Below are 17,964 nucleotides of genomic sequence, written 5' to 3' on the forward strand. Positions count from 1 at the left end.
CCACCCATCGGTCCAATAGTTCCTTTCATGGATTTTAATCGATACTGTCGATCTGTAGGATCAGCGGATGATCGACCTGCGCCGCCTCGAAGCCCTCGTCGCCGTGCACCGGACCGGCTCGGTCTCGGCTGCCGCCGTCCAGCTGCACTACGGCCAGCCGACGATCTCCCACCACCTGCGGCGCCTCGAGGCGGAGACGGGCAGCGTGCTGCTGCAGCGCGTCGGTCGCGGGGTCCGACTCACCCCGGAGGGCGAGCGTCTCGCACTGCGTGGCGAGGAGATCCTCGGCATGCTGGCCCGCGCCGAGGAGGAGCTCGCGGCCACCACGAGCCTCCAGGCCGGTCGGGTCCGGCTGGCGGCCTTCCCCTCGGGTGCAGCCACCCTCGTCCCCGCGGCCCTCGCCCTGCTCGCCGGGCGCCACCCCGGCATCGACCTCGACCTGGTCGAGGCGGAACCGCCCGAGGCGCACGAACTGCTCCGCGCCGGCACCGTCGACCTCGCGCTGACTTTCACCTACCCCGGCCAGCCGGAACCGGACCAGATCACGTCCGTGCCCGTGTTCGAGGACCGGCTGTTCCTGGTCACCCGCCCGGCCGACGCCCCCGCGGCCGACCTGCCCGTCGACCTCGCGAACCTGGCCGACGACGCATGGATCACCGGGTGCGAGCGCTGCCGCCGCGAGCTGCTGGCGTTGTGCGACGACGCCGGTTTCACACCCGCGATCGCCTTTGCCAGCGACGACTACGTCGCGGTGCAGTCCCTCGTCGCGGCCGGCATGGGCGTCACCGTGCTGCCCGGACTCGCGTTGCGCGCCCACCAGCACCCTGACGTCGTACGACGTCCGCTGGCGGCGCAGCGCCGCGTCCAGCTGTCTTCGTACGGCGCCCCACCCCGACCCGCCGCCGTGGACGCGGTCGCGGCCGCGCTGACCGAGGTGGCCGAACCGCTCAGGGAATGAGGCGCGCGGCGTCGATCTCCAGGCGCTTGGCGAGGCGGTGGGCGCGGCGGATGCCGGCCTCGCGCATCCGGCGGTGGTCCTCGTCGCTCTCCGGCTCGAGGGCGGGCACCGGCCGTGCTGCTCCGGCACCGTCGATGGCGACGAAGACGAAGTAGGCCGAGCCCACGTGGCGCCACTCGGTCGCGGCGTCCCACGGCTGGGTCTCGATCCGGACCCCGATCTCCATCGAGGACGAGCCCACCCAGTTGATCTGCGCGAAGGTCCGCACGATGTCACCGACCCGGACCGGCTCCAGGAAGGCCATCTCGTCGAGCGCCGCGGTCACGGCCGGGCCGCCACTGTGCCGCTGGGCGACGACCCCGGCCGCCGAGTCGGCGAGCTTCACCACCTCACCGCCGTGGATGTTGCCCAGCAGGTTGGCCTGGGCACGTGAGGTGACGGTCGCCAGCTCGATGCGGGAGTACGACGGCGTGCGTGCCGCAACGATTTCGCTCACGGCCTGACGGTAGCGTCCTTCTCATGGCAGGGCGTGGCAACCACAACGGCGACGACGGCGACGGGTCGAACGGCGACGGGTTCGACTGGATCTACGGCGCGCCCGGGGCCGGGTCCGGGTCCGGGTCGCAGCCGGGACGCGACGCAGACCCGACGCGACGGCTCCCCGTCCAGCCGCGCCCCGGGGTCTCCCCTCCACGGCAGACCAACCGGATGCCACCGATCGAGCAGTACGGCGCCACGCCGGAGCCGCCACGCAGCCCCCGGCCGAACTGGGCTCCGCGCCGCAGCCCGTGGTCGCGACCGCGGACCTACGTCCGCCTGTTCTTCGCGCTGCTCGCGCTGTGGCTGGTCTTCCTCGTCGCAGTTCCCATCGTGAGCTGGAACAAGGTCGACAAGGTCGACTTCGAGCCGTCCGCTGACCGCCCGGGCGACCAGCCCGGGACGACCTACCTCCTGGTCGGCAGCGATTCGCGCGCCGGACTGACCAAGGAGGAGCGCAAGAAGCTCCACACGGGCAACGAGAAGAGCGAGCTCACCGACACGATCCTGCTGCTGCACACCGGCGACGGGCCGACGACCCTGGTCTCGATCCCGCGCGACTCCCCGCTCAAGATCCCCGGCTTCGGGACGAGCAAGGTGAACTCGGCCTACGCCAAGGGCGGCACTCCCCTGCTGGTCCAGACGCTCGAGAACGCCACCGGCATCCGGATCGACCACTACGTCGAGATCGGCTTCGGCGGGCTCGTCGGCGTCGTCGACGCGGTCGGCGGCATCGAGATCTGCCCCAAGAAGGCGATCCGCGACAAGCCGTCCGGGCTCGACGTGAAGAAGGGTTGCCAGGAGGTCGACGGCGCAACGGCACTCGCCTACTCGCGGGCTCGCAAGCACAGCCCCATCTCGGACCTGGCCCGCGTGCAGCAACAACGTGAGGTCGTCGCCGCGGTGGGCAAGAGGGTGCTCTCCCCGTGGTCGGTCGTGAACCCCTTGCGCTGGTGGAAGCTCAACGCCGCGGTGCCGGACTTCTTCCGCTTCGGCGAAGGCATGGGGCCTGTTGCTGCCGGGAAGTGGGCCCTGGCCATGACCGACACGGGCGAGTCGTGCACAGTCCCCCTCGCGAGCGCCGACGCCACGTGGGACAAGAAGCGCGCGAACAAGCTCTTTGCGACCATCATCGAGGACCGCACCGAGGACATCACCCCCGACCTGTGCACCGCCACCGGCCTGGCCGACTGACGACGCCGACTGACGACACCCCGAAGGAACACCCGTGTACGAGACCCTGACCTGGGACGTCGACGCCGACGGCATCGCGACCCTCACGCTCCACCGCCCCGACGCGCTCAACGCGTTCAACCTGACGATGGCGCGCGAGCTCGAGCAGGTCTTCCTGACCGATGCCCGCGAGGACACCGTTCGCGCCGTGGTCGTGACCGGTTCGGGCCGGGCCTTCTGTGCCGGGATGGACCTGTCGGCCGAGGGCAACGTCTTCGGGCTCGACGAATCGCTCTCGCCCACTCCCGAGGACTTCCGGGCGTCGTACGACGAAGCGCCGTACGACACCGGCATCCGCGACACCGGCGGCAAGGTGACGCTCGCGATCCACGCCCTGCCGAAGCCCGTGATCGCCGCGATCAACGGTCCGGCTGTCGGGATCGGGGCGACGATGACGCTCGGCATGGACATCCGCCTCGCGTCGGAGAAGGCGCGGATCGGCTTCGTCTTCGGTCGGCTCGGCATCGTGCCCGAGGCATGTTCCAGCTGGTTCCTGCCGCGGATCGTCGGCATCCAGCAAGCCCTCGAGTGGGTCTACTCCGCCGACATCCTGACCGCCGAACAGGCCCTCGCCGGCCGTCTGGTCCGCAGCGTCCACGCACCCGACGACCTGCTGCCGGCGGCGTACGACCTGGCCCGCAGCTTCGTAGTGGGCCGTTCGCCCGTGGCACTGGGCCTGGCGAAGCGACTGCTCTACCGCAACGTCGCTGCCGCCGACCCGCTCGAGGCGCACCTCACCGACTCCCTCGCGATGTACTGGGCGTCGATCGGTGACGGCAAGGAAGGCGTGGCCGCGTTCCTCGAGAAGCGCGCGCCGCAGTTCACCGGCAAGGCGTCGGAGCTCCCCGCGATCGAGTGAGCGCTACATCGCCATCATCAGGATCTCGTCACGGGAGTACTCCCGGCCGGGGTGCTCGGCCGCGAGGTGCTCCTGCACCTTCTCGACCAGCTCGTCGTCGGTGTCACCCCGCAGGGTGAGGGCACAGGGACAGCGCAGCGACGGCATCAGGACCTCCAGGAACGAGAACAGGTTCCTGCCAGCCTAGTGGAGTCGGGGGAAAAGCAATCCCGGCCGCCCCTTGGGGGACGGCCGGGATGGATGCTGCTGTGCGGTCAGGCTGCTGCGCCCTCGCGGCGACGGCCGTAGCCGACGCCACCGGCGCCTGCGGCCACGAGGCCAGTTCCGAGGACCAGCCACATGACGTTGGGACCGCCCGTGTTCGGGAGTCCACCTTCTTCTTCGCCACCGGTCTCGCCTGCGACGCCGATGCGGAAGGCGTCGGTGTCGTCGGAGGGGAGGAACAGGCCGGAGTCATCGGGCGTCAGGGACGCCGTGCCGATGTAGCTGCCCTTCGGCAGACCCGGGCCCTCGATGGTGATCGGCTGGTCGACGAAGTGGACGGTGGTGGTGAACAGCGGTGCGGCCACCACGGACTGGGCGCCGCGTGCGGCACTCGAGCTCGCGGAGATCGCCACAGCGATGTCACCCTCGGGAGGCGTCGGGTAGTTCGCGCTGGCACTCACGACGATCGAGATCGGATCGCCGGGGCCGGTGCTCGTGACCTCGATGCTGGTCTCGGTCGGAATCTTCGGTGAGTACGGATCAGCGACTGCCGACGTGGCGGGCGCAACGACGAACGCTGCGGCCAGCGCGGCGAGCGCAACTGTCTTCCTGAGCAAGACGACCTCCTTCAACTACCCCATGCAACGACCCGGGCCACCCAAAGGTGACGTCACGGGGCGCTCGAATGGAATCACAGTAGCGTCATTGCGCCACTCTGGGCGAGCGGGGTAGCGAAAGTGGTCCAAGTCTCACCCAGCAGTGGGTGCGGTCTCGATCAAGTGCCCGAACAGCACAGACCTGTTGTCGGTGTGGAAGATCTCGGAACAGGTCAACAGGGTGATCAGGTAGTCGCCCACGTCGGACGGTGGCTGGGTGCCGCCCGACTTCGGGTTGACCGGTGAGGCCGCCAGGACCCAGCCCGCCGTGAACGGGACGATGAGGTCCTCCCCGCCCGTGTCCAGTTCATAGGTGTACGTCGCCACGCGGGTCTCGACGTAGACCTTGTCGCCCGCCTGGAGCTCGGGCAGGTCGGCGAACGGCTCGCCGTGCGTGACCCGGTGTCCGGCCAGCACGTAGTTGCCCTTCGCGCCTGCGGCCGCCGTGTCCTCCATGTGTCCGACGCCGGCCGCGAGGACCTCGTCGGTCGAGCCCTCGAGCACGGGGACGGCGTAGTCCTTGCCGAACCGCGGGATGTGCAGGATCGCGCTCGCGTTGCCGAACTTCGTGCGGACCACGTCCTGGCCGTCGTCCCAACCGTCGTGGAGCGCCTCACGGACGTCACCCTGGCGCTGCTGCGACTGCCAGTTGGTGCCCCAGAACTGCCAGGCCACCCAGCCGAGGACGGAGAGGCCGGCCGCAATCAGGCCACAGCCGAGCCAGAACGAGATCTTCTTGCGCGCCGACGCCGGCGGCTTGCCGTCGCCCTGCGTCGTGTCACTGGAGCGCGAGCGCCGACGGCGCACGCGCGTGGTGCCGCTGTCGGCGGTGTCGTCCGTCGACTCCACGGCCTCGTTGTCCGACTGCGTCATGCGGGTTCCCCTCCTCGGGCGACCGTCCCTCGGGTCACCCACTCATCCAACGCTACGCGGTGGAGAGCGTCACGCCCGGGAGCGGCGCCGGCTTGAGGCCACCAGCTCGACACCGGCGACGACCATGACCGCACCCGCCAGGAGCAACAGGATGTTGGGGCCACCCGTGTCGGGCAGATCGCCTTCGCCCCCGACGTCGCCGTCGTCACGGACACCACCGACCTCGAACGGTGCAACGTCCTCGCAGCCGATCAAGGTGGCAGCGTCGGGAGTGAAACGGACGCTGGCGATGTGGTCACCGCGGGACAGTCGTGGCCCCACGACGCGCAAGGGCGAGTCTTCGTAGCGGACCGTCTTCGTCCACACCGTGACGGGCGCGACCCGGGCAGTCCGGGCAGTCGCCGCGCCCTTCGTGATCTTGATGTCGACCGATCCGGTCACGGGCAGGTTGGTGTTGGCGGTCACGACGACGCGCATCACGACCCGCTGGCCGGCGACGGCGGTGGGCACAGTGACGTTGCAGCTGGTCGGAACGTCAGGGCTGTAGGTGTCGTCGGCCTGCGCCGCCCCAGGGGCAGCCATCAGTGCCAAGGCAGCGAAAACGATGACCATGAACTGTCGCATTTGACCTCATCACCTTGATGCACAGAACGCCCGACGCAGTTCCCCACGATGGTCGGATATGCCTTCAACCCGCAGATGTGATTTTTGTTACGCGACAATCCGCACTCTTTTTACTTTTTTTCGTTCGCATGCGCGCCGCGGGCACCCTGCGCTCGGCCAGGCGTGGCGACACGAACCACCCAGGACGATTACTCAGATGTCGCTCTGCACGCCGGCGAGGAGCTGCCGCGCCATGACGATCCGCTGCACCTGGTTGGTGCCTTCGTAGATCTGGGTGATCTTGGCGTCGCGCATCATCCGCTCGACCGGGTAGTCGCGGGTGTAGCCGTAGCCACCGAGCACCTGCACGGCGTTGGTGGTGACCTCCATGGCCACGTCGGACGCGAAGCACTTCGCCGCGGCACCGAAGAAGGTGAGGTCCTTGTCGCCGCGCTCGGAGCGACCGGCGGCGGCGTAGGTCATCTGGCGTGCGGCCTCGACCTTCATGCCCATGTCGGCGAGCAGGAACTGCAGGCCCTGCTGGTCCGCGATCGGCTTGCCGAACTGGATGCGGCCCTTGGCGTACTCCAGCGCGTAGTCGAGCGCGCCCTGTGCGACGCCGACGGCCTGGGCGGCGATCGTGACGCGGGTGTGGTCGAGAGTGCGCATGGCGATGTCGAAGCCCTCGCCCTCCGCGCCGATGATCCGGTCCGCGGGGATGCGCACGTTGTCGAAGTAGACCTCGCGGGTCGGGGAGCCCTTGATGCCGAGCTTCTTCTCCGGCGCGCCGAACGAGACACCCTCGTCGGACTTCTCGACGACGAAGGCGGTGATGCCGCGGGTGCGCTTGGAGGCGTCGGTCATCGCGAGGACCGTGTAGTACTCCGAGACCCCGGCGTTGGTGATCCAGCGCTTCACGCCGTTGAGCACCCAGAAGTCACCGTCGCGCACGGCCGTCGTCTTCTGGTTGGCGGCGTCGGAGCCGGCGTCCGGCTCGGACAGGCAGTAGGAGAATCCGCCCTCACCGGCAGCCAGCTTCGAGAGGTACTTCTTCTTGATCTCCTCGCCGCCACCGAGCTGGACGGGCAGCGAGCCGAGCTTGTTCACGGCGGGGATCAGGGACGACGAGACGCAGGCGCGGGCGACCTCCTCGATCACGATGACGGTGGCGAGCGCGTCGGCGCCGGCGCCGCCGTACTCCTCGGGAACGTGCGGTGCGTGGAAGTCCGAGGCCACCAGGGCATCGTGGGCTTCCTGCGGGTAACGCGCCTCCTCGTCGACGATGGCCGCGAAGGGAGCCACCTTGGCGTCGCAGATCGCGCGGACGGCCTCGCGGATGGCCTGGTGCTCCTCGGTGAGGGCGTACGTCGGGAAGTCAGCGTTGGTCATGGGAATAATAGTAGGACGTCCTAGCATTGCCTCCTCATGGCCGCCGAGGAGACTGTGACCGAGATCGCATCGATCGACCCGACCGCAGTCGACTTCATGCTCGACGATTGCGAGACGTGGGCCGTGGTCGGACTGTCCGGCAACCCCGCGCGTACGGCGTACTCGATCGCCCGCATGCTCCAGGAGCGGGGCAAGCGGATCGTCCCGATCCACCCGTCCGCGCCGGTGGTGCTGGGCGAGCAGGGCTACGCGACGCTCGCCGACGTGCCGTTCCCGATCGACGTCGTCGACGTGTTCCGGCGGTCCGAGGAGGCCGGTCGCTTCGCCGACCAGGCCGTCGCCGTTGGCGCGAAGGCCGTGTGGTTCCAGCTCGGTGTCATCGACCGGGCCGCGCTGGAGCGCACCCGTGCCGCCGGCGTCCCGATGGTCATGGACACGTGCCCGGCCATCGAATGGCGCAAGCGAACCTAGTCGCTCCGCCGGAGCCAGCGGCCCGGCCAGCCCACGATGGCCTCGAGCGGTCCCCGGCGCCCGGACAACGCGAACGCGGCGCCGAGCCCGAGGACGATGGCGGCGTACCAGCCGAAGTTGTCGGGCTGCTCGGCCGGCCACACCTGCTCGGTCTTCGTGACGACGTGCACCGTGTAGGCCGTGAGCGGGATGGCCCCGGCGCCGGCCACCAGCGCAAGCGCGACCTTGCCATGACGCGGGACCACGTCGACGAGGACGAGCGCCAGCCCCAGGACGACCAGGGCGCTGCCGATCGTCTGCGCCAGGTCGAAGGGCGTTGCCGAGTGGGGCGAGACCACCAGCAGCCACTGCCACGCTCCCCCCGTGGGTGGCGATCCGTGGAGGCTGTCCTGCAGGACGCGCAGCGCCTGCTCGTGGGTGAGCACGCGGTGCGGGAACAGCGCGCCACGGATCCCCGGATCCGCAGTGCACAGGCGCGACACGACGGTCGCCATCACCGCGAGGCCGGCACCCCAGCCGGCCAGCCGCAGCGGCGTGCGCCACCCGCGCAGGTCTGTGCGTCCGAGCGCCATGCCGGCCAGCAGGTACGCCAGCCACGGCACGGCCGGATAGGTGCCCGTGAACAGCAGGTGGGCGAGCAGCTGGCCGGGGTCTCCGAGCGAGGCGAAGTCGGGACTTCCGGAGAGTCGGTCCGGGAGCTCGGGCCGCACCAGATGGGACACCACGGGCGCGACCACCAGCCACGCACCGGCCAGCATCGCCAGCGGCAGGGCACGCAGGCCGAGGAACGGCAGGCCCAGCAGGAACAGCACCCCGTAGTAGGCCAGGATGATCGCGAGGCCGGTCTCCAGCCCGCCGAGGGCGAGCCCGATCAGCGCGATCAGCACCGCACGAACCGCGATCCCGGCCGCGGACCGCCCGAGGTCGCGTCCCGCCTGCGGCGTGGTCCCGCCCGTGATCAGGGCGAGGCTGACGCCGGCCAGCACCGCGAAGAGTGCCGAGGCACGCCCGCCCGCCAGCCACTGGACCGTGGTCAGGCCGCCGCTGGCCGTGTGGCCGTCGAGCACATGGGTCGCCACCATCCCGAGCAGGGCGATGGTGCGGGCGAGGTCGACGCCGACCAGTCGCCCGGCTGATCGAGCGGGGCGCAGGATCATCCCTCGCGCCGTACCACCGCACCCTTGGCCCGGGCGGCGGCCTTGAGCTCGGCCTGGAACTCGGTCATCTTCTGCTGGAGGGCGACGTCGGTCGCCGCGAGGATGCGTACGGCGAGCAGGCCGGCGTTGCGCGCGCCCCCGACCGCGACGGTGGCGACCGGGACACCGGCCGGCATCTGCACGATGGAGAGCAGGGAGTCCATGCCGTCGAGGTACTTCAACGGGACCGGAACACCGATGACCGGCAGCGGAGTGACGGAAGCGAGCATGCCCGGCAGGTGGGCGGCCCCGCCGGCACCGGCGATGATCACCGACAGGCCGCGGCTCGCGGCATCCTTGCCGTACTGCAGCATCTCCTCCGGCATCCGGTGGGCGGAGACGACGTCCGCCTCGAAGGGGATGTCGAACTCGGCCAGCGCCTCTGCCGCAGCCTGCATCACCGGCCAGTCGGAGTCGGAGCCCATCACGATGCCTACACGCGCACTCATGGGCGCGAGCCTAGAGGTTGCCGGGTCCGGCCAGCTCACTCGCTGTCGTTGCCGAGGTCTCCACTGAACCAGTCGGCGGCGTGCCGGGCGCGCTCGAGGCAGTCCTCGAGGTCGTCGCCGTAGACATTGACGTGGCCGACCTTGCGGCCCGGGCGCAGGTCCTTGCCGTAGAGGTGCACCCGCAGGTGCGGGTCGCGGGCGAAGGCGTGGGGGTAGCCGTCGTACAGGCGTCCGACCTGGTGCCCGTCTCCCTGGTCGCCGCCGAGGATGTTGACCATCACGGTCCAGCGGGCGCGCGGTTCGGGTGAGCCGAGGGGCAGGTCGAGTGCGGCGCGCAGGTGGTTCTCGAACTGGCTGGTGACCGCGCCGTCCTGGGTCCAGTGGCCGGTGTTGTGCGGTCGCATGGCGAGCTCGTTGACCAGGACCTGCACCCGACCCTCGGCGTCGACGGTCTCGAAGAGCTCGACCGCGAGGATGCCGGTCACGCCGAGCTCGCCCGCGATCCGCAGGGCGAGCTGCTGGGCAGAGGTGGCCAGGCCCGGGTCGAGGTCGGGTGCCGGCGCGACCACCTCCCGGCAGACGCCGTCGACCTGCAGGGTCGCGACGACCGGGTACGCAGCAGCCTGGCCACTGGGCGCCCGGGCCACCAGCGCGGAGAGCTCGCGACGGAAGTCCACGAACTCCTCGGCGAGCACGCGCACGCCGGCCGACGCGGCCACGGCCAGTGCCTCGGTGGCGTCGTCAGGAGTACGGACGACCCAGACCCCCTTGCCGTCGTACCCTCCGCGACTGACCTTGAGGACACACGGGAGGCCGAACGCCTCGACATCGGCAGCCGAGCCGACCACCGCCCAGCGCGGTTGCGGCGCACCGAGCCGGGCCATCGCCTCGCGCATCACGATCTTGTCCTGGGCGTGCACCAGGGCCTCGGGGCCCGGGTGTGCGATGACGCCGTCGGCCGCCAGCGCGCGCAGGTGCTCGGTCGGGACGTGCTCGTGGTCGAAGGTGACGACCGAGCAGCCCTCGGTGACCGCGCGCAGGTCAGCGAGGTCGCGGTAGTCCCCCACCCGGTGGTCCGGGATCACCTGGGCGGCGGAGACACCCTCGGCCTCGGCCAGCAGGCGCAGCGGTACGCCGAGCGCGATGGCCGGCTGGGCCATCATCCGGGCGAGCTGTCCGCCACCGATGACGGCAATACGGGGCGCAGCGGAATCGGTCGTGGACACGGCCGAACCCTACGCAATCGGGAGGTGTCAGGCCGAACCGGTGAGGTCAGCGCTGACCGTGGTCTCGAATCGCAGGCCCTGACCACGGATCGTGGTGATCAGCTGGGGCTGGCGGGTGTCGTCACCGAGCTTGCGTCGTACCCAGCCGAGGTGGACGTCGATGGTCTTCGACGACGTCCAGAAGGTGACTCCCCAGACGTCCCGCATGAGTTCCTCGCGGGTGACCACGGAGCCGGCGCGGGCGATCAGGGCGTGCACCAGGTCGAATTCCTTGCGCGACAGGAGTACCTCGCGGTCCCCACGCCACGTCCTGCGGGTTGACGGATCAACCCGCACGTCCTGCACCTCGATCACAGGGTTCAAGGTAAGGATCGCGCCGGGATCTCGCGGGGAAACGGCAAGAATTTTGCCGACCCATGTCCCTGGGAGTAGTGGCGTCAGGCCCGGCGTACGGCGACCGGCTCGACCACGCCGAAGCCGCGGACGGGTCGCGGGGGCAGCGGACGGGTCTCGATCTGGTCCGCCGGAAGCAGGTCGGCGGTCGCCTGGTCGACGATGATCCGGTTGCGCCGGGCGACCTGGGTGAGGCGTGCAGCGAGGTTCACCGGAGGTCCGAAGACGTCGCCCAGTCGCAGCACCACACCGCCGGTGGCGAGGCCGACGCGTACGTCCGGCATCCGCGGATCGCGGCCGATCACGTTGATGATTCCCTCGGCCGTGGCGAAGGCGGCCATCGGATCGTCGTTCACGAAGAGCACGGCGTCACCCATGCTCTTGATCATCCGGCCCTTCTCGCGGTTGATCACGTCACCGCAGCGGGCCTCGAAGATGTCGACGAGCTCGCCGATCCGTTCGCGGGTCACCTCGTTGGACAGGGCCGTGAAGCCGACGATGTCGGCGAAGCCGACACAGAGGTCGGTGGTGTGCGGATCGGCGTCGATGGCGCGCACGGACTGCATCCGCACCACGGATGCGGCGAGGTGCCGGCGCCATGCATAGACGAGGAGGTCCTCGAAACGAGTGCCGAAGCGGTCGATCACCCAGCCGGTGGAGTCGCCGTCCTCGCCACCGGTCTCAGCGACGAACGCGTCGTTGACGTGGTGGACGAGCTCGCCCACCTCCCAGTCGGCGAGCCGCGCCATGGTGAGGCCGACCCCACGCGCGACGTTGAGCGCGACGTCGAAGTCGATGACTCCTTCACCGACGAGGTCGACCATCAGGCCCAGGGCAGCGACGTCCGCATGGGTGTAGGCGCGCTCGTCACCGTGCTCGGGGAACCCGAGGGTGCGCCACAGTCGCCGCGCCTTCTCGAGGGGCAGGCCGGCGAGCTCGGCGACCTCCGCAGCCGTGAGCTGGGGCTCCTCGCCGAGGAGCTTCCGCTCGGGGTCGCTGTCAGACACCTTCGTCCCGGCGGACCTCCGGCGCACGGTGCAGGCCGTGGAGGAGCTCGTTGAGCTGGCGCTGTGCGGCCTCGACGTGCGGGATGTCGTTGAGGCGGACCAGCCCGTTGGTCGACGCGTCCGCGATCAACAGGCTGCCACAACCGAACGGGCGGTCGATGAGGTTGATCTCGATGGAGATGTCGCTGACCCGGGCCAGCGGGATGTCGTGGCCACGGCGCGTCAGGATCCCGTTGCGCGTGATCAGCCGCCGGTCGGTGAAGGCGTGGACCGTGGTCAGCCAGACGAAGAAGGGCCGGACCGTGAACCACAGGATGCCGAGCAGGGCGAGCACCCACACGATGTAGGTCAGCGTCTGCTGGAAGCCGTCGTCCTCGAGCTTCACCTGCGCGAAGACCGCGATGGCCAGGAACAGCACCAGCAGCAGGATGGGCACGAACAGCGCCTTGGGGTGCTGACGGGTGCTGATGATGAGTCGCTCGCCGGGGTTCAGCAGCTTCTTGGAGATGGCCACGTGGAGATCATCCCACCCCGGCCCCGATCCGCCAGCCCCGATCGGGCAACTCAGGGTGCGTTCATCGGGCGGCGTCGGCGCTCCGGACGTGGATGACGTCTCCCGCGCCGACCAGCTCCCGGTTGCCGTCCGCCTTCTCCACGACCAGGCGACCGTGCTCGTCGACGTCGACGGCGCGACCGAGCAGCTCGCCACCACCGGGCAGTTCCACACGCACGTCGCGGCCCAGCGTCACGCAGTGGGAGCGGTACGACGTCGACAGGCGCGCCGTGCCCAGGTCGCCGCCGGCCTGCCAGACGTCGTACCCCTCACGGATGGCGGCCACCACCTCGAGCAGCACCTGGGTGCGGTCGGGGGCGCCGGGTGCGGCGATCGCGAGACTCGTCGCCGTCGGCACGGGCAGCTCGTCGGACGTGGTGTCGACGTTGATCCCGACCCCGACGACGGCGGCCGGACCGTCGGGCGTCTCGATCCGCTCGACCAGGATTCCGGCCACCTTGCGGTCGCCGTCGAGGAGGACGTCATTGGGCCACTTCACCCGGGCGTCGTACCCCCGGGAGGTGATCGCCTTGGCCACGTTGTGGCCGACCAGGAGCGGCAGCCACGGCCAGACCGCCGCAGGAACGGTCGGGCGCAGGACGATCGAGAAGGTCACCGCCGTCCCCGGGGGCGTGTCCCAGGTGCGGTCGAGCCGGCCGCGACCGGCGACCTGGTGGTCGGCGACCACGACGAGACCCTCCGCGGCACCCTCGCGGGCACGCTCCGCAGCAACCTGGTTGGTCGATGGCGCCTCGGCCAGGAGCTCCAGGCTGAGATCGGGGTGGAGCGCGAAGGCATCCGACAGCCGTTGGGCGTCGAGTGGTCCACGAGCAGGGCGCTGGGTCGGGCTGGCCGTCACGGGCACTACCCTTGCGCAGCAGACGCCCTGAGAAAACCCCAGTGCCCGTCAAGCGGCCCAGCAGAGGGCCCACCAGCTGGGGTGTCATCGTAGGAGGAGCCCACCGTGACCGCGCAGCCCGAGCCGGCAGAGATCGACATCCACACCACCGCCGGCAAGCTCGCCGATCTGGAACGTCGTACCGACGAGGCCGTGCACGCACCGGCCGCCAAGGCGCAGGAGAAGCAGCACGCCAAGGGTCGCAAGACGGCCCGCGAGCGGATCGCGATGCTCTTCGACGAGGGCTCCTTCGTCGAGCTCGACGAATACGCCCGGCACCGGTCGACCGCCTTCGGGCTCGAGAAGACCCGTCCGTACGGCGACGGCGTCATCACCGGCTACGGCACCGTCGACGGCCGCCAGGTGTGCGTGTTCTCCCAGGACTTCACCGTCTTCGGTGGCTCGCTCGGCGAGGTCTACGGCGAGAAGATCACCAAGGTCATGGACCTGGCGATGAAGGCCGGTTGCCCGATCGTCGGCATCAACGAAGGCGCCGGTGCCCGGATCCAGGAGGGCGTCGTCTCGCTCGGCCTGTACGGCGAGATCTTCCGCCGCAACGTCCACGCCTCCGGCGTGATCCCCCAGATCTCGATGATCATGGGCAACTGCGCGGGTGGCCACGTCTACTCCCCCGCCGTCACCGACTTCACGATCATGGTCGACCAGACCTCCGCGATGTTCATCACCGGACCTGACGTCATCAAGACCGTCACCGGTGAGGACGTCACGATGGAGGACCTCGGTGGTGCGCGCACGCACAACACCAAGTCCGGCAACGCCCACTACATGGCTGCCGACGAGGAGGACGCCGTCGAGTACGTCAAGGCGCTGCTGTCCTTCCTCCCCCAGAACAACCTGGACGAGGCGCCGTCGTACGACGAGGTCGCCGACCTGGAGCCGACCGACGTCGACCGCGCGCTCGACACGCTGATCCCGGACAGCCCGAACCAGCCCTATGACATGCACGACGTCATCACCTCGATCCTCGATGACGCCGACTTCCTCGAGGTGCAGCCGCTCTTCGCCCCGAACATCATCGTCGGCTACGGCCGCGTCGAGGGACGCCCTGTCGGCGTCGTCGCGAACCAGCCGATGCAGTTCGCCGGCTGCCTCGACATCGACGCGTCGGAGAAGGCGGCCCGCTTCATCCGCACCTGCGACGCCTTTAACATCCCGGTGCTGACGTTCGTCGACGTGCCCGGCTTCCTGCCGGGCACCGACCAGGAGTGGACCGGCATCATCCGCCGCGGCGCGAAGCTGATCTACGCCTACGCCGAGGCGACCGTCCCGCTCGTCACCGTGATCACCCGCAAGGCCTACGGCGGCGCGTACGACGTGATGGGCTCCAAGCACCTCGGTGCCGACATCAACCTCTCGTGGCCCACCGGCCAGATCGCGGTCATGGGTGCCCAGGGCGCGGCCAACATCATCCACCGGCGCGAACTGGCCGACCTGGCCGCTGCCGGCGGCGACGTGGAAGCGCGTCGCGCCGAGCTGATCGACGAGTACGAGACGACCCTCGCCAACCCGTTCATCGCGGCCGAGCGCGGCTACATCGACGGCGTGATCATGCCGCACGAGACCCGCGCCGAGGTCATCAAGGCGCTGCGCCTGCTCCGCACGAAGCGGGAGACGCTGCCGCCCAAGAAGCACGGGAACATCCCGCTCTAGCCGACTCGGTCGCCCCGCAACGCAGGAGCGGGGCGACCGAACTGAGGCAGGATTGAGCAAGGCCCGCGGCGGCGAGCGAAGCGAGCAGCCGCGACGGCCGCGTCGAAATCAGAGGACCGACATGACGAACGAGACCAACCCCGAGGCAGTCGCGGCTCCTGCCGCGCCTCTCCTCCGGATCATCACGCCGTCCACCACCCCGGAAGAGGTCGCCGCGATCGTCGCCGTGTTCTCCGCCCTGGGCGGAGGCGCTCCGGCCGAGGAGCCGGTGAAGTCGGAGTGGGCCTCGCCCGCACGGAAGCTGCGTACCTACCCCGGTCGCGCCCCCGCGCACGGCCGGGGCGCCTGGCGCGCCAGCGCCCTGCCGCGCTGACCGTCAGACGCTGAGTTCGAGGACACGCAGTCCGTCGAACTTGCGGAAGTCGCGGTCGAAGGTGACCACGGTCGCTCCGATCGCCGAGGCACAAGCGGCGATGTAGGCATCCGTGACCAGAATGCCCGTGGCGTTGGTGCCACGACAAAGTCGCTCGAACTCGTGAAGCGGCTCGAACGCGTCCAGGTAGCGGCGGTAGGTCGGTTGGGACCGAATGGTGCCGACAAACGCCCAGGCCTCATCGAAGGTCGCTGGCACATCGAACGCCCGCGGGTTCGTGACGACCCGGACGAACGATGCCCAGACAGGGTCAGTCACGGTGAAGGGCGCGCCGATCGCGTCGGCCTGACTCCACCACGCCATGGCCGTTGAGTGATGGGCGCTCTCCCCACGAAACAGTGCGATGAGCACGTTGACATCGAGGAGATTCACGACGCGTCGTCCCGAGTCTGTCGCGCGAAGTCTTCGTACTCGTCGCCCAGAGCCTCGTAGATTGATGCGTTGCTGGTCAGGTCGACTCCCGGCCGCGCGCCACCTCCGCGTCGGAACACGGCAAGCGGTGGGCCCTGCTCCCGCGGCTGGTCGATGACCAGGAGGTAGCGGTGGAGGGCTTCCTCAATCACGTCGCCCAACGTGCGGTGATGCTCCAGCGCGTGCCGCTTGACCGTGTCGAGCAGTCCGTCATGGATGTTCACCGTCGTACGCACGTGATGATCCTAGCATCACCATGGATGCATCACCCGCATCACCCCCATCTCCCGAACTGTGCCGATGACCTCCGAGGTCATGGTGCGCTGACGATCCACGCGGGACGATGACGGCATGAATCCCCTCATTGCTCTCGGCGCCGCGGGCTACGCCGGCCTCGGCATCGCCTCCTTCTTCAAGCCCTCCGTGGTGCCTGCCACCACCGGGCTCACGGCCCCGAATGCGGACTCGCGCACCGAGATCCGTGCCGTGTACGGCGGCCTGCCCCTTGGTCTCGCCGCGGCGCTGGTCGCCAACCCGGCCTCTGCGAACGCAGTCGGGATCGCCACCGCCGGCATGGCGGCCGGCCGTGCAGCGTCCTCTGCCTTCGAGGGCCGGCCGAGCCCCACGATGGCCGGCTTCATCGCGCTCGAGGCCGCCGCGGCCGCCGCACTGCTGCTTGGTGCACGCCGAAGCGCCCGGTCGGCCTGAGGCCGACCGGGCGCTGGGAAGCAGCGCTCAGGCGAAGAACGCCCGGAGGTCGCCGACCACGTCCTGGGGCACCTCCATCGCGGCGAAGTGGCCGCCCGCGGCGAACTCCGACCAGTGCTGGATGTTTGCGTTGTCGCGCTCGGCGAGCGAGCGGATCGTCTGGAAGTCGTCCTTGAAGACTGCGACGCCGATCCGTCCCTGGCTGACGACCGGCTCGGCGCCGGAGTGCCCTTCCTCGTAGTGGTAGCGCGCGGCCGACCCGTAGGTGTTGGTCAGCCAGTAGAGCGTCGCCTGGGCGAGCACCTGATCGGGCTTCACGAGGCTGGTGCCGTTGCCGAAGCTCTCGAACAGCTCGCTGTAGGCCAGCACTGCGACCGGCGAGTCGGCCAGACCGGCCGCGATCGTCTGCGGGCGGGTGCCGTTCATCTGGTTGTAGCCGCCGACGGACTGGAACCACTGCATGTGCTCGAGCGCGGCGTACTCCTTGGGTCCGAAGCTCTCGAACTCCGACGGGTCACCGGACGGGAACGAGAACAGGTGCAGGACGTGGGCGCCGAGGAAGCCCTCGGGGTTCAGGACCGCCAGCTCGCGGCCGACCATGGCACCGCCGTCGCTGCCGTGCACGCCGTAGGCGTCGTAGCCGAGCCGGCGCATCAGGACGTCGTACGCCGCCGCGACCCGGCGCATTGTCCATCCGGTGTCGACCACGGGGGTGGACCAGCCGAACCCGGGCATCGACGGTACGACGACGTGGAAGGCGTCCTCCGCCTTTCCGCCATGTGCCTCGGGGTTCACGAGCGGGTCGATCATGTCGAGGAAGTCGAGCACCGAGCCGGGGTAGGTGTGGGCCAGCAGGAGGGGCGTCGCACCCTCGACCGCGGAGCGCACGTGCAGGAAGTGGATCCGCTGGCCGTCGATCTCGGTGACGTACCCGGCGTGCTCGTTGAGGCGGGCCTCGACGCTGCGCCAGTCGAAGGACTTCCACTGCTCCACCATGTCGCGCAGGTAGGACTCCGGGGTGCCGTAGTCCCACGAGTCGCCGGGCACGGCCGGGGCGAAGCGGGTGCGCTCCAGCCGGGCCTGCAGGTCGTCGAAGTCGGCCTGGGGGACGTCGATCTTGAAGGGGGTGATCTGCTCGGTCATCGTCGTGCCTCTCGGTTGGGGTGGGCCTGGTCGGTGGGGGCCCTTCCTCTTGAACACGACGTTATGAGGCAATCCGGAACCCTTCGTTCCTGT

General features: G+C 69.7%; 23 protein-coding genes. 7 read left to right on the top strand and 16 right to left on the bottom strand.

The genetic code is table 11. The features are described from left to right. The first annotated feature begins 67 nt into the window (after window positions 1-67). Window positions 68-958 (top strand): LysR family transcriptional regulator, encoded by an 891-nt coding sequence (locus ACOACQ_RS04285; protein ID WP_378597396.1) that lies wholly within the window; start codon window positions 68-70, stop codon window positions 956-958. Here ACOACQ_RS04285 and ACOACQ_RS04290 read toward each other — a convergent pair. Beyond that, the gene (locus ACOACQ_RS04290; protein ID WP_378597395.1) at window positions 948-1,454 is read right to left on the bottom strand and encodes an acyl-CoA thioesterase; all 507 of its coding nucleotides are present in this window, start codon (window positions 1,452-1,454) and stop codon (window positions 948-950) included. The two genes, ACOACQ_RS04285 and ACOACQ_RS04290, sit on opposite strands and share 11 nt — an antisense overlap. Window positions 1,455-1,477: 23 nt before the next feature. Between ACOACQ_RS04290 and ACOACQ_RS04295 the strand changes: the two genes are divergently transcribed. Beyond that, window positions 1,478-2,689 carry an LCP family protein gene (locus ACOACQ_RS04295; RefSeq protein WP_420287672.1) on the top strand — a complete coding sequence of 404 codons (1,212 nt, stop codon included), beginning with the start codon at window positions 1,478-1,480 and terminating at the stop codon, window positions 2,687-2,689. Window positions 2,690-2,723: 34 nt separating this feature from the next. After that, window positions 2,724-3,587, top strand: a complete 864-nt coding sequence (locus tag ACOACQ_RS04300; RefSeq protein WP_378597392.1) for a crotonase/enoyl-CoA hydratase family protein — start codon at window positions 2,724-2,726, stop codon at window positions 3,585-3,587. A 3-nt stretch (window positions 3,588-3,590) separates the two neighbouring features. Here the strand turns inward: ACOACQ_RS04300 and ACOACQ_RS04305 are convergent, their stop codons facing one another. The 5 genes from ACOACQ_RS04305 to ACOACQ_RS04325 all read right to left on the bottom strand — a co-directional run bounded on the left by ACOACQ_RS04305 (window position 3,591) and on the right by ACOACQ_RS04325 (window position 7,312). Beyond that, window positions 3,591-3,734, bottom strand: a complete 144-nt coding sequence (locus ACOACQ_RS04305) for a DUF1059 domain-containing protein (protein WP_420287673.1) — start codon at window positions 3,732-3,734, stop codon at window positions 3,591-3,593. Between the two features lie 107 nt (window positions 3,735-3,841). Beyond that, the gene (locus ACOACQ_RS04310; protein WP_378597391.1) at window positions 3,842-4,408 is read right to left on the bottom strand and encodes an LPXTG cell wall anchor domain-containing protein; all 567 of its coding nucleotides are present in this window, start codon (window positions 4,406-4,408) and stop codon (window positions 3,842-3,844) included. Window positions 4,409-4,540: 132 nt separating this feature from the next. Beyond that, window positions 4,541-5,320: a class E sortase gene (locus ACOACQ_RS04315; RefSeq protein ID WP_378597390.1), complete on the bottom strand. Its 780-nt coding sequence runs from the start codon at window positions 5,318-5,320 to the stop codon at window positions 4,541-4,543. A 69-nt stretch (window positions 5,321-5,389) separates the two neighbouring features. Continuing rightward, window positions 5,390-5,902, bottom strand: coding sequence for a hypothetical protein (locus tag ACOACQ_RS04320; RefSeq protein ID WP_420287674.1), 513 nt, complete (start codon window positions 5,900-5,902; stop codon window positions 5,390-5,392). Between the two features lie 234 nt (window positions 5,903-6,136). After that, window positions 6,137-7,312, bottom strand: a complete 1,176-nt coding sequence (locus ACOACQ_RS04325) for an acyl-CoA dehydrogenase family protein (protein WP_378597388.1) — start codon at window positions 7,310-7,312, stop codon at window positions 6,137-6,139. A gap of 36 nt (window positions 7,313-7,348) precedes the next feature. On the opposite strand from ACOACQ_RS04325, the gene ACOACQ_RS04330 reads away from it, so the two are divergent. Beyond that, the gene (locus tag ACOACQ_RS04330) at window positions 7,349-7,783 is read left to right on the top strand and encodes a CoA-binding protein (RefSeq protein ID WP_420287675.1); all 435 of its coding nucleotides are present in this window, start codon (window positions 7,349-7,351) and stop codon (window positions 7,781-7,783) included. Here ACOACQ_RS04330 and ACOACQ_RS04335 read toward each other — a convergent pair. The 7 genes from ACOACQ_RS04335 to ACOACQ_RS04365 all read right to left on the bottom strand — a co-directional run bounded on the left by ACOACQ_RS04335 (window position 7,780) and on the right by ACOACQ_RS04365 (window position 13,466). Beyond that, entirely contained in the window at window positions 7,780-8,940 is a 1,161-nt protein-coding gene (locus ACOACQ_RS04335; protein WP_420287676.1) for a heparan-alpha-glucosaminide N-acetyltransferase domain-containing protein, read from the bottom strand. The two genes, ACOACQ_RS04330 and ACOACQ_RS04335, sit on opposite strands and share 4 nt — an antisense overlap. Beyond that, window positions 8,937-9,428, bottom strand: coding sequence for a 5-(carboxyamino)imidazole ribonucleotide mutase (gene purE, locus ACOACQ_RS04340; RefSeq protein ID WP_420287677.1), 492 nt, complete (start codon window positions 9,426-9,428; stop codon window positions 8,937-8,939). Before purE ends, ACOACQ_RS04335 begins: the two co-directional genes overlap by 4 nt. Window positions 9,429-9,463: 35 nt before the next feature. Then, window positions 9,464-10,654: a 5-(carboxyamino)imidazole ribonucleotide synthase gene (locus ACOACQ_RS04345; RefSeq protein WP_378597383.1), complete on the bottom strand. Its 1,191-nt coding sequence runs from the start codon at window positions 10,652-10,654 to the stop codon at window positions 9,464-9,466. A gap of 27 nt (window positions 10,655-10,681) precedes the next feature. After that, complete coding sequence (locus ACOACQ_RS04350; protein ID WP_378597382.1) at window positions 10,682-11,008, bottom strand: winged helix-turn-helix domain-containing protein; 327 nt, start codon at window positions 11,006-11,008, stop codon at window positions 10,682-10,684. Between the two features lie 83 nt (window positions 11,009-11,091). After that, complete coding sequence (locus ACOACQ_RS04355; RefSeq protein WP_420287678.1) at window positions 11,092-12,054, bottom strand: adenylate/guanylate cyclase domain-containing protein; 963 nt, start codon at window positions 12,052-12,054, stop codon at window positions 11,092-11,094. After that, the gene (locus tag ACOACQ_RS04360) at window positions 12,047-12,568 is read right to left on the bottom strand and encodes a PH domain-containing protein (protein WP_378597380.1); all 522 of its coding nucleotides are present in this window, start codon (window positions 12,566-12,568) and stop codon (window positions 12,047-12,049) included. Before ACOACQ_RS04360 ends, ACOACQ_RS04355 begins: the two co-directional genes overlap by 8 nt. 61 nt (window positions 12,569-12,629) lie before the next feature. Further along, window positions 12,630-13,466, bottom strand: a complete 837-nt coding sequence (locus ACOACQ_RS04365) for a biotin--[acetyl-CoA-carboxylase] ligase (RefSeq protein WP_378597379.1) — start codon at window positions 13,464-13,466, stop codon at window positions 12,630-12,632. A gap of 105 nt (window positions 13,467-13,571) precedes the next feature. On the opposite strand from ACOACQ_RS04365, the gene ACOACQ_RS04370 reads away from it, so the two are divergent. After that, entirely contained in the window at window positions 13,572-15,176 is a 1,605-nt protein-coding gene (locus ACOACQ_RS04370) for an acyl-CoA carboxylase subunit beta (RefSeq protein ID WP_420287679.1), read from the top strand. Window positions 15,177-15,297: 121 nt separating this feature from the next. Next, the gene (locus ACOACQ_RS04375) at window positions 15,298-15,549 is read left to right on the top strand and encodes an acyl-CoA carboxylase subunit epsilon (RefSeq protein WP_420287680.1); all 252 of its coding nucleotides are present in this window, start codon (window positions 15,298-15,300) and stop codon (window positions 15,547-15,549) included. A 3-nt stretch (window positions 15,550-15,552) separates the two neighbouring features. Here ACOACQ_RS04375 and ACOACQ_RS04380 read toward each other — a convergent pair whose 3' ends face one another. Both ACOACQ_RS04380 and ACOACQ_RS04385 read right to left on the bottom strand, forming a co-directional pair. Further along, a complete protein-coding gene (locus tag ACOACQ_RS04380; protein ID WP_378597376.1) occupies window positions 15,553-15,981 on the bottom strand; it encodes a TA system VapC family ribonuclease toxin in 429 nt (142 codons plus the stop codon). Further along, window positions 15,978-16,256, bottom strand: coding sequence for a hypothetical protein (locus ACOACQ_RS04385; protein WP_378597375.1), 279 nt, complete (start codon window positions 16,254-16,256; stop codon window positions 15,978-15,980). The genes ACOACQ_RS04380 and ACOACQ_RS04385 overlap by 4 nt, the downstream gene beginning before the upstream one ends. 115 nt (window positions 16,257-16,371) lie before the next feature. On the opposite strand from ACOACQ_RS04385, the gene ACOACQ_RS04390 reads away from it, so the two are divergent. After that, a complete protein-coding gene (locus ACOACQ_RS04390) occupies window positions 16,372-16,728 on the top strand; it encodes a DUF4345 family protein (RefSeq protein WP_378597374.1) in 357 nt (118 codons plus the stop codon). 27 nt (window positions 16,729-16,755) lie between these two features. On the opposite strand, the gene ACOACQ_RS04395 is transcribed toward ACOACQ_RS04390, so the two are convergent. Next, window positions 16,756-17,871 carry an epoxide hydrolase family protein gene (locus ACOACQ_RS04395; RefSeq protein ID WP_420287681.1) on the bottom strand — a complete coding sequence of 372 codons (1,116 nt, stop codon included), beginning with the start codon at window positions 17,869-17,871 and terminating at the stop codon, window positions 16,756-16,758. Window positions 17,872-17,964 lie beyond the last annotated feature (93 nt).

The sequence above is a fragment of the Nocardioides sp. CPCC 206347 genome, from assembly GCF_048654605.1.
Lineage (GTDB): Bacteria > Actinomycetota > Actinomycetes > Propionibacteriales > Nocardioidaceae > Nocardioides.

Excerpts from the sequence above, each read along its gene's own strand:
- ACOACQ_RS04285 (WP_378597396.1), top strand. The coding sequence starts at position 68 with ATGATCGACCTGCGCCGCCTCGAAGCCCTCGTCGCCGTGCACCGGACC.
- ACOACQ_RS04295 (WP_420287672.1), top strand. The coding sequence starts at position 1,478 with ATGGCAGGGCGTGGCAACCACAACGGCGACGACGGCGACGGGTCGAAC.
- ACOACQ_RS04305 (WP_420287673.1), bottom strand. The coding sequence starts at position 3,734 with ATGCCGTCGCTGCGCTGTCCCTGTGCCCTCACCCTGCGGGGTGACACC.
- ACOACQ_RS04315 (WP_378597390.1), bottom strand. The coding sequence starts at position 5,320 with ATGACGCAGTCGGACAACGAGGCCGTGGAGTCGACGGACGACACCGCC.
- ACOACQ_RS04320 (WP_420287674.1), bottom strand. The coding sequence starts at position 5,902 with ATGGCTGCCCCTGGGGCGGCGCAGGCCGACGACACCTACAGCCCTGAC.
- ACOACQ_RS04325 (WP_378597388.1), bottom strand. The coding sequence starts at position 7,312 with ATGACCAACGCTGACTTCCCGACGTACGCCCTCACCGAGGAGCACCAG.
- ACOACQ_RS04330 (WP_420287675.1), top strand. The coding sequence starts at position 7,349 with ATGGCCGCCGAGGAGACTGTGACCGAGATCGCATCGATCGACCCGACC.
- ACOACQ_RS04335 (WP_420287676.1), bottom strand. The coding sequence starts at position 8,940 with ATGATCCTGCGCCCCGCTCGATCAGCCGGGCGACTGGTCGGCGTCGAC.
- purE (WP_420287677.1), bottom strand. The coding sequence starts at position 9,428 with ATGAGTGCGCGTGTAGGCATCGTGATGGGCTCCGACTCCGACTGGCCG.
- ACOACQ_RS04375 (WP_420287680.1), top strand. The coding sequence starts at position 15,298 with ATGACGAACGAGACCAACCCCGAGGCAGTCGCGGCTCCTGCCGCGCCT.
- ACOACQ_RS04390 (WP_378597374.1), top strand. The coding sequence starts at position 16,372 with ATGAATCCCCTCATTGCTCTCGGCGCCGCGGGCTACGCCGGCCTCGGC.
- ACOACQ_RS04395 (WP_420287681.1), bottom strand. The coding sequence starts at position 17,871 with ATGACCGAGCAGATCACCCCCTTCAAGATCGACGTCCCCCAGGCCGAC.